Raw genomic sequence first — 16,004 nt, 5'->3', positions numbered from 1 at the left:
CAGTAGCGAGAGCCCTGCGGCACCAGCCAGTGCATCCGGAGACCCAAAAGGCTGCAAGGCTGGCGTTGAAAGCGCAGCAATGCAGCCAATTGTACCTAAGATGTGATCTGGGTGTCTTTAACTAGCCCCGAATTGTTGTCATGTACCTTAAGCGAAGTTGCTGCCGTGGAGGCGGTGGGCTGCGGAGCTTAGAGCTGCGGCCCCGGAATTGTCGCGGTCTGGACCGAAGCCCATTGCCCAGACGGTCCGGCCACGGAAAGTGCCCTTGATAAAGGTGACAGTGGCTTCGAAGATTTCCATCTGATGGAAGTTGAGGATCTCGAGCGGAGCGCCCAGATCGGCGAGAATATTGGAACATGCCGAGATTGCGCCGGTGGCGACAATGTCACGGCCGAGAGTGATGCGGCGTCCGTTGCGCGTGGTAGTGATGTTCGTGAAGTAGCTGTTCCGGAACCCGGGCAGGGGTTCCGCATGAATGTTGTGAATTCGAATAGCACTGGTGGGTGCGTAGGTTTCGGTGAACGTCCGCCAGGACATTCCTCGAGCTTCTTCACGAAGATCGCTAGGCAGATTGTGGCCGAATCGTGCTTGGAAAGGGTCAGCTGCTAGCTCGTTGGTATGACGTTGAAAACCTGTGCGCGGGGAGATAGGCGTTTGAGTGAACATGGTGTTGGGTCCTTAAGTTTCGAACTGTTCTTGGTTGTGGACCGACCCAGGTGCTGGAGTTCTAACGACTACTTCCCCAAACGAAGGGGGTCAGTCTTTATCCTTCGTCGGGGTTCGTAGCCTTGGCCACTCGGAGGTTTAGGTTTGCAATAGTCATGTAGATCACAGTAATCAGAATCACAATTCACCGCAATGGCGGGGTGCATCATGGGGGTAATGAAATGGGCATCCCGAACAGTGGGAAAGTGGGAATGAGTTTTGCTTGGTGATTTCCATACAACGTCAAAAACCCGCAACGCCTTCGCCGGACTGAGATGTCATGCGAAGGCGTTGCGGGCCTCACTAGCTGCCTACTAAGCGGAATAGTTAAGGAGGAAGAGCGTTTCTGCGACCGCGATATCCCGAATCTCTTCAGGAGACACAGATTCATTTGGAGAGTGGATGGTGCACTGCGGTTCTTCGACGCCAAAGAGCGTAATTTCGGCAGCAGGCATGATGCTTTGCAGCTTTTCGCACAGTGGAATCGATCCGCCCGAGCCGACCGTCACGAAGTCCTTGCCATAAGCGGTCGACATGCAGCTGCCGAAGAACTGGATGGCAGTTCCGTTGATATCCGTGGCGAAGGGGTCATTGAGGGCTGTGGTCTCCATGCTGAGGTGGGCTCCCCACGGAACCCGCGCTGCCAAATGCTTCTCGACGGCCTCAGCCACCTCACGTGCGGAAAGTCCGGGCGGAACGCGCAGATTCAGGTTTGCGGAGCAGGTTGCCGGCACTGCGTTCACAGCTTCCGCCACTGGCGTGGAGGTGAAACCTGTGATGGAAATGGCCGGGCGGGCCCACACTTGGTCAGCCACGCTGGCGACTCCCTCGCCCATGATGGACACGCCATCCAGCAATCCGGCATCCTTGCGGAAAGCTTCTGGGCTATATGTGAGCCCCTGCCAGGTTTGATCGCAATCAAGTCCGTCGATTTTTGTCAGGCCGTTGTCGTCGCGAAGCGTATCCAGGAGGCGGACCATCGCGGCTACGGCATCGGGGGCGGCGCCGCCGAAGCTGCCGGAATGCACCGGGGCGGCGAGCGTGGCGAGGGTGACCTTGAGCTGGGCGCCGCCGCGCAGCGTCGTGGTCAAGGTTGGGGTACCCACCGAGACATTGCCAGAATCTGCAATAAAGATGACGTCGGCCTGGAAAAGCTCCGGCTTCTCGTCGATGAGGTTTTCTAAGCCCGCACCGCCCATCTCTTCGGAGCCTTCGATGACAACGCGGATACCTAGCTTGGTGCCACCCAACTCCTTGAGGGTGCGCAAAGTGGCCAGGTGCATGACCAAGTTTCCTTTGCAGTCAGCTGCGCCGCGGGCGTACCAACGCCCCTCGCGCTCCGTCAGGCTAAAAGGATCGGAGATCCACTTAGCCTTGTCGCCTGCGGGGACGACATCGTAATGGGAGTACAGCAGCACTGTTGGCTGCCCCGGCTCAGGATCCTTCGTTGCGATGAAAATGCGGGCACCGTCAATGCCATCCTGGAAAGTCACGTCCAAACCGGCTTCCCGCAGTGCGGTATCCACCCACTGTGCTGCGCCAGCAAGCTCTGAACTGAGCTCGGGGACGGAGTGTACGGAATTAAATGAAGTGAGCTCGGAAAGGTCCTGGAAAATCCGGTCTCGCTGCTCGCCTAGCAGCTGCCGAACCGTTTCAGTTTGGGGGAGTGTAGTCATGGTTTCTAAGTGTAGACAGCTTCAGTAAGTAACTGGCAGTCCTGGGCATTGTCTCGCTCGGAAAGTGGGACGTACTATTGTCTCACCCATGCGTCACATCAGGATGGGTGCGAGTGGAGGAAGCTAATGGCGCAGCAACAGCGAGACGTGAACAAAATCGTGTTAGGTACCGTGATCGGCCTTGCCGCCGTCGCGGTGCTTAGTTTCCTGTTCCTATTTAATACTGTGTCTTCTCAAAGTGGGCAACAGGTGGCGTCGCCAAGCCAACCTCCCATTTCATCGCCCGTGGCCCCGACATCGCCCGCAACGTCGAGTTCGCGGCCCACAATTTCGACTACTCAGGCAGCACCGACCAGATCGAGCGCTCCAAGTCCGACACCGACTTCCACGAGTGAAACGCCGACACCTACGACCACTTCAGTTAAACCGCAACCGCCCGCGGGCGCGCACAATTGTGGTGCCTCGAATAAGTTTGAGTCCTTTGCCCTTAATAACGGCACCTCCTGCCCGTTTGCACTCAATGTGGCCCAGGAAATGGATGCTCATGCTGCCGAAATGGGGCGAGTAGCGGTGGCGGCTACTAGTCCGACGACTCAGAAGTCCTATGACATCACCTGTGTGGCGGCAAGCGACGGCGGTTTCGAATGTCGCGGGGGAAATAACGCCGCAATCAAGCTGATGCCGCGCTAGCCCGCTACATCTTGCACTCGCCGTTAGGGACTGCTAGAAACGAGTATTAGCACTTGCATTGTTAAAGTGCCAGAAAACCTAGCGGGTGAGGTTGGCTACACACTCACCGACCGTGCCGTCGCGGGCGCCCGCTGCACCAGACGTGAGTGTCGTCCTCATATATAACAAGGAGTACATACTTACATGGCTAAGATCATCGCCTTTGATGAAGAAGCGCGCCGTGGCCTGGAAAAGGGTTTGAACACCCTGGCCGACGCGGTCAAGGTCACGCTCGGCCCTAAGGGTCGGAACGTTGTCCTGGAGAAGTCTTGGGGCGCCCCAACCATTACCAACGATGGTGTTTCCATCGCTCGTGAGATTGAGCTCGAAGAGCCTTATGAGAAGATCGGCGCTGAGCTGGTTAAGGAAGTAGCCAAGAAAACCGATGACGTCGCAGGCGACGGCACCACTACCGCTACCGTTCTGGCTCAGGCACTGGTCCGTGAAGGCCTGCGCAACGTTGCCGCTGGTTCCAACCCAATGGGGATCAAGCGTGGCATCGAGCAGGCAGTAGTAAAGGTAACTGAACAGCTGCTCTCCACCGCTAAGGAGATTGAGACCGAGGAAGAGATCGCGGCAACTGCTGGCATCTCTGCCGCAGACCCAGCAATCGGTGCTCAGATCGCAAAGGCAATGTACGCCGTTGGTGGCGGCAAGCTCAATAAGGAATCTGTCATTACCGTCGAAGAGTCCAACACTTTCGGTGTTGAACTCGATGTCACCGAGGGTATGCGCTTTGATAAGGGCTACATCTCCGGCTACTTCGCTACGGACATGGAGCGCCAGGAAGCTGTTCTTGAGGATCCATACATCCTCCTGGTTTCCGCAAAGATCTCTAACATCAAGGACCTGCTGCCGCTGCTGGAGAAGGTCATGCAAACCGGCAAGCCATTGCTGATCATTGCTGAGGATGTTGAGGGTGAGGCGCTGTCTACCCTGGTAGTCAACAAGATCCGTGGCACCTTTAAGTCTGTTGCAGTTAAGGCTCCGGGCTTCGGTGACCGCCGTAAGGCAATGCTGCAGGACATGGCGATCCTCACCGGTGGCCAGGTTATCTCTGAAGAGGTTGGCCTCTCCCTGGAGACCACCGAGATTGAGATGCTCGGTACCGCACGCAAGGTTGTTATCACTAAGGATGAGACCACCATCGTTGAGGGTGCTGGCGACTCTGCAATGATCGAAGGTCGTGTGAACCAGATCCGCGCCGAGATCGAGAATTCTGACTCTGACTATGACCGCGAGAAGCTGCAGGAGCGCCTGGCCAAGCTTGCCGGCGGCGTTGCTGTAATCAAGGTCGGCGCAGCCACCGAGGTTGAGCTGAAGGAACGTAAGCACCGTATTGAGGACGCCGTCCGCAATGCAAAGGCTGCAGTTGAAGAAGGCATTGTTGCTGGCGGTGGCGTAGCGCTGCTGCAGGCTTCGCACGTGCTTGACGACGACCTTGGCCTCACCGGCGACGAAGCAACGGGCGTCAAGATCGTTCGCGCTGCTTTGTCCTCTCCACTCAAGCAGATCGCGGAGAATGCTGGCCTAGAGCCAGGTGTGGTTGCTGACAAGGTTGCTGGCCTGCCAGTTGGCCAGGGCCTGAACGCTGCCACAGGCGAATACATGGATCTGATGGCTGCGGGCATCAATGACCCAGTAAAGGTGACCCGTTCCGCACTGCAGAACGCAGCTTCCATCGCTGCACTGTTCTTGACCACTGAGGCTGTGGTTGCAGATAAGCCACAGCCAGCTGGCGCTGCAATGCCAGATGCTGACGCTATGGGTGGTATGGGCGGCTTCTAAGCGCGCATACGTCCCTTCTGAGACCCGCCACTGCCGGATTTATTGCTCCGGTGGTGGCGGTTTTCTTTACCTAGAAAGGTAAACAAAAAGTGAATTCGAATCGTCTTTTAAATAACTAAGGTAATTCGACTCCCCAGTATGGGGGTATTTGCTAAATTAATCTGCGTCTCACTTCGGCGTTTCGCGCTTAATCGACGGACTTTCATCGAATGTTACGGTCGATGGGGAAAGTTGACCGAAAATACTGTTTTGAAGGTGATATGGGGACCCGATTAATGGTGTCTGATTTGGATAAATGCAGGTAGAGAGCATTTAATTGTTGAACCATCAAGTAATATCAACGGAGCATTTTCTCAGCAAAGCTGCAGGGGAAAAGTTTCAAGTTTCAAGTTGACCCTAGAAGAATGTGTGCTTTAATTTACCTATGACGTCCTGAGGGGCGTCAGTACATGGAAACTTTTCACCAGCGACCAGCTGGTGCCTCTCAAGGAGATATATCTCATGGATATCAACATCATCAAGGATCAGCTTGGCGACTTCGGCACCTTCGTCGAGAACTCTCTCAAGATCTTCGAGAACCTCGGCCCTGCAATGAACAACGCTGCTAACCTGCTCTTCGCTGACACCTGGACCAGCTTCTTCGGTATGTTCGCGGACAACGCTGAGTTCCTCTCCAACGACACCGACACCTCTGCTGCTATCTCCAACTAATAGCAGTAGCCCTCAAACTCACACTTTCTTCAAGGAGTAAAAAATGACCGAGCTTTCTATCGCCGTTTCTTCTGACGTTGCCGTCCTGGTTCAGCCAATCGCAGCTGTCATGAACTTCCTCGAGCCTTTCGCAAAGATCGCTTCCGCTGCTTCCAAGCTCTTCGGCCTGCTGCCTTAAGCTTGATTCGCTGACGCGAACTTCAAGAATGACCCATCCCGGTTTCGGGATGGGTCATTCTGCTTTGGTGGGCCTTCACGTGCCACCGCAATGGTTGTACTAGCTGCCTTTTGATTTGGTTGCTTTGTGACTTAGCTTCCTAACCCTAAATTGGGTTAAGGGCTGGTCAGCCTAGAGCATTGCATGGCAAACATACTTCACGTTGCCGAATGGAGCTGCGGATTTGAGGGTAAGATTTAACTATGGCTGAATCAAACGAACAGGAATTCCACATCGTAGATCTCGCGGCAACAGAGGGCTATATTGTTGACGACTCTGACGAAGACGATCCGGTCCTTTTAACTCCTTCCGGTGAACCCATTGACACCTGGAAAGAAAATTATCCTTATGCAGAACGCGTTTCGCGTGAGGAATACGAGCGCACCAAGCGGGCACTCCAGATCGAGCTGCTGAAGTGGCAGAACTGGACCAAGGAAACCGGCCAGCGGCACATCATTATCTTCGAAGGACGCGATGCCGCAGGCAAGGGCGGCACAATCAAACGCTTCAATGAGCACCTCAACCCTCGCGGCGCACGCACTGTCGCTTTAGAAAAGCCCTCGCCACGTGAATCTACGTCCTGGTACTTCCAGCGGTACATTCAGCACTTCCCATGTGCTGGCGAGATCGTGTTCTTTGACCGTTCCTGGTACAACCGTTCGGGCGTTGAGCGAGTCATGGGATTCTGCACCGAATCGCAGCACGCGGAGTTCCTACGGGAAGTCCCGATGCTGGAAAACATGATCATGGGCTCCGGCATATCGCTTACTAAGCTCTGGTTCTCAGTGACGCAGAAGGAACAGCGCACCCGATTTGCGATCCGTCAGGTCGACCCAGTGCGTCAATGGAAGCTCTCTCCAATGGACCTGGCTTCGCTGGACAAGTGGGATGATTACACCCGGGCGAAGGAAGAACAGTTCCGCTACACGGACACCGATGAATCCCCGTGGATCACCATCAAGTCCAACGATAAGAAGCGCGCCCGTCTCAATGCGATGCGATTCGTGCTGTCCAAGTTTGAATACACCGGCAAGGATCATGAACTGGTGGGCGAGCCGGACCCTCTGATCGTCCTACGTGGTCGCGATCAGATCGGCGACTAGCCTTCGCAGTAATTCAGCCCAGCTAACACTTGAGCCCTACCACCCGTAATTCGCGGTGGTAGGGCTCAAGAGCTTTCTAAACTAGTCCCACGGCTCGATGGGGTTACCTTGCCAGCGTGACTTGGCTGGCACCTTGTCACCACGCATCACCAGGGATGCTGGACCCACCACGGCGTCGATACGCAGCTCGGATGCGGGCAATGCGACGGACTGCGGGCCGAGGGTGGCGCCGTCGGCAAGCGTCACGCTGTCTAGGCTCATCACGCGGTCCTGGAACAAGTGCGTTTGCACCACACAGCCGCGGCCCACAGTGGCACCACGGCCAACGCGACACAGGTCAGCTTCCGGAAACCAATAGGACTCAATCCAGCAGCCCTTGCCAATACTCGCGCCGAGGAGGCGTAGCGCGTTGTTGAGCGATCCTGTGCCCAAGTTATGGTTCAGGTACCACGGGGCGCAGACACCCTCCACAAACACGTCCTGCAGCTCGTTGAGCCACACAAAACGAGACCAAAGCGGGTGATCCCCGGCGCGGATCTGGCCGACACAGGCCCACTTGACCAGAGCCGTCACCAGCAGCGCTACCAGGCCGGCAGCGATGAGGATGAGACCACCGCAGGCCCATGCTGCCCACATACCCAGTGTCGCCCACAGGTATTGCAAAGCAGCCAGCACGCATACGAAGATCAAACCTGAGGTGATAGGACCTAGCAGGCGTAGCGTCTCGATGAAACCACGCGCAGCTTTAACCTTAAACCCTGGGTTGTAGGTCAAGTGCTCGCCGGAATCGGCTTCCACCGTCACCCGACGCAGGCGCTCTGGAGGTGAACCCCACCAGTTCGAACCGGCACGGGCCTTCTTCGGGGTGGAAGACAGCACAGCCACGAGTGAGTTCTTGCCCAGCTTTCGTCCCGGGGAGGCAATGCCGGAGTTGCCGAGGAAGGAACGCTTACCCACCCGGGCGTGATCGGTGAGCATCCAACCGCCACCCAGCTCGTATCCACCGATCATGGTGTCATCGGCAAGGAAGGAACCCTCGCGGATGTCGCTCAGTTTTGGAATCATCACTGCGGTGGAGATCTCCGCGTTCGCGCCGATTTTGGCGCCAAGGCTGCGGAACCACGCTGGGGTGAGCTGCGAAGCGTACAAGACGAAGAGGTGCGTTCTGGCGTCGTCAAGCACGCGTTCGGTGACCCACAGTCGCCATCCCATCGCACTGCGTACCGGGAAGACTCCGGGCTTGATCCCGATGCCGACGAGGCGAACGATGAGCCACACTAGGATCATGTAGCTAAGAAACGCTGCCAGCGCGGCAACCGGGGTCAGCGCGAGTGCCCAACCGAATGCTGCGAGGCCACTGAGCGGATGGGTGATGAGGATTCCGGGGGACACTACGATCAGGCCAGCGACGGCAAGGGCGAGCAGCGGCAGCAGACTGATCACAATGGAGCTCAGACCATACAGTGGCACCCAGTAGCTGCGGCGGGGTGGATGCTCGTCAGGGAAGCGATGCTTAGAACGCCCCACTTTTCCGGCAGGGGAGCCGGACCAGCGGGCACGGGCCTTCACCGGTTTGTGCCCCGTCACGCAAGAGCCTGCTTCAATGTGGGCGTCTTCCCCGATGACGGCACCCGGCATGAGCGTGCTACGAGCACCAATACGGGCGTTAGGGCCGATCTCGATGGCGCCGACGTGTAGCTTGTCGCCTTCCACCCAGTAGCCACTGAGATCAACTTCTGGCTCAACGGAGGCATGGTCGCCGAGGGTGAGAAGCCCGGTGACGGGCGGCAAGGTGTGGAGGTCTACTTGCCTACCGACCTTTGAGCCGAGCAGACGTGCATAAGTGAGGATCCAGGTGGCACCGGAGATGCTGGTGGCCCCAGAGGTCTCTGCGAGTCGTTCCGCAGTCCAAATGCGCAGGTGGGTCGAGCCGCCTCGTGGATATGTTCCCGGGATGATCGAGTGCGTGAGCATGCGGACCAACAGCGCGCCAATGGGCAGGCGGCCGAGCGGAGTGAAAAACACCAGCACGAGGGTGAGTAACAGCCAATGATTGACTGGAAGTGCCCAGGAAACGCCTGCTAAGCCGAGTGCCCAGTTCAGTGCGGCGAGGCCGGTTACCCACTGCGCCGCTTGCAGCGTCATCGCGGGGATTTGAATGAAGAATTGGGCGATGCGGGTACCAGCGCTGACCGGGCGAACCTCGGAAACTGTGTCTTCGGAAATCTCCGACGTGAGGGAAACTCCGGTGTCTGTGGCGATCTGGTCGACCTTCTCCGCCAGCAATTCGAGCCGAGGATGGTCATAGAGATCCCGGACGGACACCGTGGGCACGCGGTCTCGAATCGCACCGACGAGGGTGGCGGCGGCTAGGGACGTGCCACCGAGCTCGAAGAAGTCTTGATCCTTGGACGTCACGGTCACTCCCAAGGTGTCCACCCACAGTTGGGCGAGCCAGGATTCAGTGGCAGTGAGCCCTGTGACCTCCACGGCGGTGCCCGGAAGCGGCCAAGGCAGTGCTTTCTTGTCCACCTTGCCGGAAGTGCGAACGGGTAGGTCATCCATCACGTGGATGCGGGGTACTAGTGCGGCAGGCATGATCTCAGCTAGCGCGCGATGCGCGAGAGATTGATCGAAGACGAGGTTTGGTTCTTCCAAGGACACATAGCCGACTAAGACCTTGTCGCCCGCGCCGGTGGTGTGCACTGCGACGGCAGATTGCCGCACATTGGGAAGGGATGCCACCCCGGCCTCTACCTCGCCGAGCTCGATGCGGCGACCACCGATCTTGACTTGGTCATCTACCCGGCCGACAAAATAAAGACCGTCTTCTTCCAGGCGAACGTGATCACCGGAACGATACGCTCGAGCCCAACCAATGCTCGGCATAGGTGCGTATTTCTCGGCGTCCTTCTCCAGGTCAAGGTAGTGCGCAAGGCCAACGCCTCCGATGACCAACTCGCCGACCTCGCCGACCGCGACCGGCTGCTCCTGCTTATCGACGACCACGAGATCCCAACCTGCCAGCGGCAGTCCAATGCTGACTGGCTTTCCTGGGTCCATTGTGGTCGCGCAAGCGACAACCGTCGCTTCAGTAGGGCCGTAGGTGTTCCATACTTCCCGGTCAGTGGTGGCCAGACGCTCCACGAGTTCCGGTGGGCAGGCTTCACCCCCGAAAATCAGCAAGCGGACATTATCGAGTGCTTCAGCTGGCCACATTCCGGCCAGTGTTGGGACGGTGGACACCACGGTGATGTCGCGGCGGATGAGCCAGGGGCCAAGGTCCATGCCAGAACGCACTAGTGCGCGTGGGGCGGGGACGAGGCATGCCCCATGCCCCCAGGCGAGCCACATTTCTTCACAGGACGCATCGAAGGCGACCGAGAGGCCTGCTAGTACCCGATCATCGGGGCCGAGCGGTCCGCCTGGGGAGTTGACCAGGAACATCTGCGACTCCGCGTCAACGAAGGCTGCGGCACTGCGGTGGGAAACCGCGACGCCCTTCGGTTTGCCGGTGGACCCGGAGGTGAAGATGATCCAGGCGTCGTCGCTAAGATGCGGTCGATCTGTGTCTCCGCCCTGCGTGGTGCGCACAATCTGCAACCCAGCATCGCTGAAGATGGCGTTGACGCCAGCTTCCCCGAAAACCATTTCGGCGCGCTCGTCCGGATCGTCTGCGTCGACTGGCACATAGGCTGCGCCCGCGGCAATGGTGCCGAGGATTGCTAAGTAGAGGTTCTTCGATCCGGAGGACATTCGGATACCAACGCGGTCGCCACGGCGGATCCCGTTGGCGTGCAAGTGCCGTGCTAGGTTATCGATCTCCTCCATCAGGTCCGCGTAGGTCAGAACGGTGCCGTCATCAATGGCAGCGGCTTCAGGGTGCGCCGCTGCGGTGGCTTGGAGCAATTCGTACAGCGTTCGCGGCGCAGGGGCCTCGGGGGAGCGCAGGTACTGCGCCGGAACTAGGTCAATACTCACAGCTACTGCGGGTCCTCCTCAGCGACAAGGACGGAGGTGGCGAGCTTTCGCAGATGCTTGAGCTGCTTCTCCGTGGAATCATCCAGGGCTCGCGATTCTGCCTCGGAAACCAGAGTCGTCAATTCTGCTTGCGCAGTTTTGCCCTTCTTGGTGGCGGCCACGATCTGGCGGCGGCGGTCTTTGGGGTCGCGCTCGCGCTTTGCCCAGTTGCGCCCTTCCAAGGCGTCGATCAGCCGGACCATGTCCGAAGCGTCAATCGCGAGGAGTTCGCCGAGCGAGGCTTGGCTCGACGCCGAGGCCTCGATCAGGCAAGTAAGTACCCAGTATTCGCGGAGGGAGGTGCCCTTTGCGCTCAGTGCGGTTTCTACCTCTTCGCGGGTACGGCGACGGAGGCGCTCTAACTGGAAGGAGGGGGATTCCAGGAGCGTTGCGGGGATTTCAGTTGGAGTAGTCACCCTTTCATGTTAGCTCTCAAGCATAAAAAGGTTAAATCATTGGTGCAAAACCACTATTGTGTGTTGAATCCCTTAACGTGAAAGGCTAATGGCTATGGTCAAATGCCTATTCGAGTAGGAAGATGTGCCAGCGTTAGCCTGTTGGCAAACCGGCAGCAACCCAGCCGTCTGTGCCGCCCGCTACGTTGATAGCGTCGTAGCCCGCAGCTTCCAGGTATTGGCCAACCTGGGCGGAACGACCCCCAGATTTGCAGATCAAATACACCTCGCGCTCTTTGTCCACGTTGTCCACGTGAGACATGAAGTCTGACATCGGCATGTTGATCGCGGTGGCTGCGTGAACATCTTCGAATTCGTTGACTTCACGGACGTCGATAAGCTGCGCGTCAGTGGGAACTTCGGTGACAGAAACGGTACGCATAGGGACTCCTTGATGATGAGAGATATTTCGCACCAGCGTACCGGGAGGTAAAGAGTTGGTCACTTGATGTGCAACAGGCAGGTGGTGCTTATAGAGTCGATTGACATGAGCTTCGGATTCTTGTTCTTCATTGTCTTGGCCGTGATCGCTGCGGCGTTGTCAGTCTATTTCTTCAAGACTGCGCGCTCTGCGGATGCGGACGGCATCGGCACGCCGCAGCGCTTCCATCAAGACCCGCTGAAGGACGTTGTCGGCGCAGATCAATTCGGTCCGGATGTGATTGCGCCGGGTGCCATCATTTCCCGCGGTGGCAAGGACTACGTTGTGCGAGGCACATTAACGCTGAACGAGGGCCCATACTACTGGTGGGAGCACCTGCTCGATGGCGGCGATGGATCCGAATGGTTCGGAGTCGAGGTCGATGAGGGCGAGCTGAGCCTCACCTGGTGGAAGACTCGGAAGGGGGCTGGAATCAGCCCGGATTCTCGCGTCGAATTTGAGGGCGTGACTTATATGGAGAGCGAGCGAGGGCACGCGAACTACCGTTCCGCCGGAACCACTGGGCTGCCCGAGAGCGGTGAGATGCGCTATGTTGACTTGGCCGATGCCTCGGGCAATAAGCTCCTCGGCTTTGAGGGCTGGGCAAACAATGAGTCCTGGGAAGTATCCACTGGCACTACAATCCAGCCGGGCGAGCTGACGGTTTACCCAGCACCAAAGGTGTAGTCGGTGCTCGTAACGCTGAACTGTCCTACCTCCGACGTGAGTGCCACCGCCCTAGGGCTGCGTCTCAACGGGCCAATGCCTGGTGTCTTAACAGATCGGGTGATTGTTGCTGAGTGGAACCAGCAGTCAACGCAGTTGCATCTGGGGATCATTGGTGCCTCCCATGTAGCAACAGTGACGCTAGGGGCAGCGAGCTTTCGGGAGGAAATCTCCTGCTTCGCGGGGGATCCTGGCAGCCTAGTCTCGCAGCACATAGGCGGTTACACTTTGCGTGCGGCAACCAAACATTGCCTAGACTTCAGTGCGGAGGCGAGCGACATCCTCGCGCAATGCAGCGGCGATGATTGGTTAATCGCCAGGTTTCCCGGGGTAGGAGAGCATCATTTAACGGCAGTTCGTGGCGAGTTCGTAGCCGGAATTTGGCATTGGGAAACCCACCATCTTTACCCTGAGGAGGCAATCATTGTGAGCACTGAAAGCAGGTATGAGCTGTGAGCCCGGAGTTTCGTAGAAATATCGCAGTATTCTTTGCCTTCGTTTCAGTATTCAGCTTGGTAGGGGCCTGCACGTCAGTGACAAATAGGTCTTCCGCCCCGCGCTATACCGCAATGGGGACCCATGCCTGCGAGGGGGATATCCAGCAGGTAGCCAGTGAGATCGCCAAAAATGACAAGCCGCAGGCGCGTCAATTCGATCCTAAAACCGGTACGGAGTACTTGCGCTACCGCAACCGCCTAGTGTCCGTCTCTAAGGCTGGCCCGAGCAATTGTCAGATCAGAGTGGAAAGCCTTGACCGCGTCAATGATGGTGGTTTTATCTGGCTCGGTCCCGGTTTCTCCCCTGGATCTCCGTCCGGTTCCTCTGGAGGATCTTCCGGCTCCGGTGGTTCTGGCACCGGCGTTAAATAGCCCAAATAGCAAGGAAAATGGCACATGACTTCTGAACTGCTTCTCGACGTCCGCGACACCGTCGTCTACTTTGTCCTCGCGCTATTCGTATTGCTCGCAGGATTCGGCGTCCTAGACCTACTCACCCCAGGCAAGCTCTATCGAGCAGTGTTCGTCGACCACCTGCCCAACGCCGGCATCATTGCGATCGGGCAGCAAGTGGCGCTCGGCATCATCGTGGTGACGGCCGTGCTCGGATCCCCGTCGGAACTACTAGCAGGGGTCAACGAGGTGATCGTGATCGGTCTCCTCGGCATCGTCCTGCAATCTCTGGCGCTGCTCGTGCTGGAGGCAGTGATTCCGGGGCGCTTCCGCGACCTAGTGCTTGATCACAAGCTTCGCTCTGGTGCCGTCGTAGCTGCCGTGGTGTTAGTGGTTATTGCCGCGGTAAATGCTGCATGTTTGACCTAGGTTCCCGCTGGTGGCGCTTCTTCCTCCTCAGTGCTGTTGGGGTATGTGCGGCTTCCGGCCTTATTTATGAGCTAGCACTGCTGACTCTGTCTACTAGCCTCAACGGCGGTGGGGTGGTGGAAACCTCGCTTATCGTCGCCGGTTATGTTGCAGCCCTTGGCGCGGGCGCGCTCTTTGCCAAACCGCTATTGCGTTGGCCGGGGATGTCCTTCCTTATCGTGGAGACCGCCCTCGGTATTGTGGGCGGCATTTCTGCGCTGGTGCTGTACATCGTCTTCGCTGCGGTTGGGCAGTCCGTGGTCGTACTGGTACTGGCCACTTTTCTTATCGGCGCATTGGTGGGTATGGAAGTACCCCTCCTCATGACACTGATTCAGCAGGGCAAGCTTGCCGACGCCCGGAGCGTTGGTTCCCTATTGGCAACCCTCAACTTCGCGGACTACTTTGGCGCCTTAGTGGGAGGGCTCGTCTGGCCGTTCATCCTATTGCCATCCTTAGGCATGATGCGTGGCACCCTGGCCGCAGGAATGGTGAACCTTGCCGCGGCGTTGTTTATTGCCGTCGTATTGCTGCGTTCCTCGCTGCCCGCGCGCCAACTTTGGTCCGCTGTGGTGGGACTGGTGCTGGCCCTGATAGTGCTCGTCGCACTGTTGGTACGCAGTGATGGCATTGTCACCACGGCGCGTGCGGTGCTGTACCGCGATCCAGTGATTCACGCCGAACAGTCGGCTTATCAAGACATTGTGGTGACTCGGCGTGGCCAGGATCGCCGGCTTTACCTCAACGGCGGCTTGCAGTACTCCAGTCGAGATGAGTACCGCTACACCGAGTCTCTGGTATATCCAGCGCTCACCGCAGAAACCAAGTCGGCCTTGATCATCGGTGGCGGTGATGGGCTTGCAGCCCGGGAGTTGCTGCGTTTCGGGGTGCCGTCGATTACCCAAGTGGAACTGGACCCTGCGGTGGTGGAGCTGGCCAATACTGTGCTGTTAGCTGATAATGGCGGAGCCCTGCAGGATCCGCGAGTGCACGTCATCAACGAGGACGCTTTTACCTGGTTACGCGCCGGAGGGGAAGGGAAAACCTACGATGCGGTGATCATCGATCTCCCAGACCCGGACAACCCCACCCTGGCGCGCCTGTATTCCGAAGAATTCTATATGTTGGCGCGCAGCGCTCTAGCCCCCGAGGGGCGCATGGTTGTGCAAGCATCCAGCGCGTTCACCACACCGGATGTGTTTTGGCGGGTGCGATCGACCCTCGCTTCCGCGGGGTGCCTAAAGACGATTCCGTATCATACGCACGTGCCGACCTTCGGGGACTGGGGTTTTGTGCTGTGCGGCCCCGAACAGATGCACCTAGAGCTTCCCGACGCCCAGGGGTTGCGCTACCTAACACCAGAAGTGTTGGCCGCAGCGGCAGTGTTCGGCCTAGACAATGGGCCTCGTGAATTGCCGCCTTCCACGCTTGACCGGCCCTACATCGTTGATGACCTCCGCCGAGGGTATCGCCAGGCGGGCGAATAGGTGTCAGATGTGGAAAAACCCACTTCTACTGGAAGAAAACACTCGGAAATCGTCCAGGAGAAGTGGGTAATTCGGCAGGCTGCTACTTGTAACGCGCGATAGCCTCGGCGAGGATCTTCTCTGCCTCAGCCTTATCGCCCCAGCCGGAGCCAGTTACTTCCTTGTTTGGCTCAAGATCCTTGTAGCGAGTGAAGAAGTGCTCGATCTCGTCTTTCTGGAAGTCAGAGACATCAGCGATGTCCTGCAGGTGATCCCAGCGCACGTCATCGACAACGCAGAGCAGCTTGTCGTCGCCGCCGGCCTCGTCGGTCATCTTGAATACGCCGAGCGGGCGTGCCTTCACGATCACGCCTGGGAAGACCGGCTCCGGCAGGATCACGAGTGCGTCCAGTGGGTCGCCGTCTTCGCCGAGGGTATGGTCGATGAAGCCGTAGTCAGCTGGGTAAGCCATTGGGGTGAACAGGTAGCGATCCAAGAAGACCTTGCCGGTCTCATGGTCAACTTCGTACTTGTTGCGGGAACCCTTTGGGATCTCGATGGTGACTTCGATGCTCATAAGCACTCCTTGGAATTGGTCAAAAGTTCACCACCATCGTAGCGCTGCAGGC

The 16,004-nt window shown here is 57.8% G+C and carries 16 protein-coding genes; 10 read left to right on the top strand and 6 right to left on the bottom strand.

Annotated elements, in window-relative coordinates:
* Window positions 1–147: 147 nt before the first annotated feature.
* Window positions 148–666 carry an acetyl-CoA acetyltransferase gene (locus WG936_RS04585; protein ID WP_339572213.1) on the bottom strand — a complete coding sequence of 173 codons (519 nt, stop codon included), beginning with the start codon at window positions 664–666 and terminating at the stop codon, window positions 148–150.
* A gap of 353 nt (window positions 667–1,019) precedes the next feature.
* Window positions 1,020–2,381, bottom strand: a complete 1,362-nt coding sequence (locus tag WG936_RS04580) for a dipeptidase (protein WP_339572212.1) — start codon at window positions 2,379–2,381, stop codon at window positions 1,020–1,022.
* A gap of 534 nt (window positions 2,382–2,915) precedes the next feature.
* On the opposite strand from WG936_RS04580, the gene WG936_RS04575 reads away from it, so the two are divergent.
* The 5 genes from WG936_RS04575 to ppk2 all read left to right on the top strand — a co-directional run bounded on the left by WG936_RS04575 (window position 2,916) and on the right by ppk2 (window position 6,929).
* The gene (locus WG936_RS04575; protein ID WP_339563999.1) at window positions 2,916–3,071 is read left to right on the top strand and encodes a hypothetical protein; all 156 of its coding nucleotides are present in this window, start codon (window positions 2,916–2,918) and stop codon (window positions 3,069–3,071) included.
* 183 nt (window positions 3,072–3,254) lie between these two features.
* Window positions 3,255–4,898, top strand: a complete 1,644-nt coding sequence (groL, locus tag WG936_RS04570) for a chaperonin GroEL (RefSeq protein WP_339563998.1) — start codon at window positions 3,255–3,257, stop codon at window positions 4,896–4,898.
* Between the two features lie 501 nt (window positions 4,899–5,399).
* Window positions 5,400–5,609, top strand: coding sequence for a hypothetical protein (locus WG936_RS04565; RefSeq protein WP_339563997.1), 210 nt, complete (start codon window positions 5,400–5,402; stop codon window positions 5,607–5,609).
* Window positions 5,610–5,652: 43 nt separating this feature from the next.
* A complete protein-coding gene (locus WG936_RS04560; protein WP_339563996.1) occupies window positions 5,653–5,787 on the top strand; it encodes a hypothetical protein in 135 nt (44 codons plus the stop codon).
* Between the two features lie 242 nt (window positions 5,788–6,029).
* Window positions 6,030–6,929: a polyphosphate kinase 2 gene (gene ppk2, locus WG936_RS04555; protein WP_339563995.1), complete on the top strand. Its 900-nt coding sequence runs from the start codon at window positions 6,030–6,032 to the stop codon at window positions 6,927–6,929.
* Between the two features lie 81 nt (window positions 6,930–7,010).
* Here the strand turns inward: ppk2 and WG936_RS04550 are convergent, their stop codons facing one another.
* From WG936_RS04550 to WG936_RS04540, 3 genes are all read right to left on the bottom strand, one after another.
* Window positions 7,011–10,910, bottom strand: a complete 3,900-nt coding sequence (locus WG936_RS04550; protein ID WP_339572211.1) for a Pls/PosA family non-ribosomal peptide synthetase — start codon at window positions 10,908–10,910, stop codon at window positions 7,011–7,013.
* A gap of 2 nt (window positions 10,911–10,912) precedes the next feature.
* On the bottom strand, window positions 10,913–11,365 hold the full coding sequence (locus WG936_RS04545) for a MarR family winged helix-turn-helix transcriptional regulator (protein WP_339563993.1): 453 nt from the start codon (window positions 11,363–11,365) through the stop codon (window positions 10,913–10,915).
* A gap of 133 nt (window positions 11,366–11,498) precedes the next feature.
* Window positions 11,499–11,786 carry a rhodanese-like domain-containing protein gene (locus tag WG936_RS04540; protein ID WP_339563992.1) on the bottom strand — a complete coding sequence of 96 codons (288 nt, stop codon included), beginning with the start codon at window positions 11,784–11,786 and terminating at the stop codon, window positions 11,499–11,501.
* 105 nt (window positions 11,787–11,891) lie between these two features.
* Between WG936_RS04540 and WG936_RS04535 the strand changes: the two genes are divergently transcribed.
* From WG936_RS04535 to WG936_RS04515, 5 genes are all read left to right on the top strand, one after another.
* Complete coding sequence (locus WG936_RS04535; protein ID WP_339563991.1) at window positions 11,892–12,512, top strand: DUF4178 domain-containing protein; 621 nt, start codon at window positions 11,892–11,894, stop codon at window positions 12,510–12,512.
* 3 nt (window positions 12,513–12,515) lie between these two features.
* Window positions 12,516–13,007 (top strand): DUF2617 family protein, encoded by a 492-nt coding sequence (locus tag WG936_RS04530; RefSeq protein WP_339563990.1) that lies wholly within the window; start codon window positions 12,516–12,518, stop codon window positions 13,005–13,007.
* A 77-nt stretch (window positions 13,008–13,084) separates the two neighbouring features.
* Complete coding sequence (locus WG936_RS04525) at window positions 13,085–13,420, top strand: DUF4247 domain-containing protein (protein WP_339563989.1); 336 nt, start codon at window positions 13,085–13,087, stop codon at window positions 13,418–13,420.
* Window positions 13,421–13,444: 24 nt separating this feature from the next.
* On the top strand, window positions 13,445–13,870 hold the full coding sequence (locus WG936_RS04520; protein WP_339563988.1) for a DUF350 domain-containing protein: 426 nt from the start codon (window positions 13,445–13,447) through the stop codon (window positions 13,868–13,870).
* Window positions 13,858–15,396, top strand: coding sequence for a polyamine aminopropyltransferase (locus WG936_RS04515; RefSeq protein WP_339563987.1), 1,539 nt, complete (start codon window positions 13,858–13,860; stop codon window positions 15,394–15,396). Before WG936_RS04520 ends, WG936_RS04515 begins: the two co-directional genes overlap by 13 nt.
* 82 nt (window positions 15,397–15,478) lie before the next feature.
* Here the strand turns inward: WG936_RS04515 and WG936_RS04510 are convergent, their stop codons facing one another.
* Complete coding sequence (locus WG936_RS04510; RefSeq protein WP_339563986.1) at window positions 15,479–15,952, bottom strand: inorganic diphosphatase; 474 nt, start codon at window positions 15,950–15,952, stop codon at window positions 15,479–15,481.
* Window positions 15,953–16,004 lie beyond the last annotated feature (52 nt).

The sequence above is a fragment of the Corynebacterium sp. H127 genome, assembly GCF_037482665.1.
In the GTDB taxonomy this organism is placed as follows: domain Bacteria; phylum Actinomycetota; class Actinomycetes; order Mycobacteriales; family Mycobacteriaceae; genus Corynebacterium.
The sequence above is the reverse complement of the archived record's forward strand: the minus strand, read 5'-3'. Positions and strand labels throughout refer to the sequence as shown.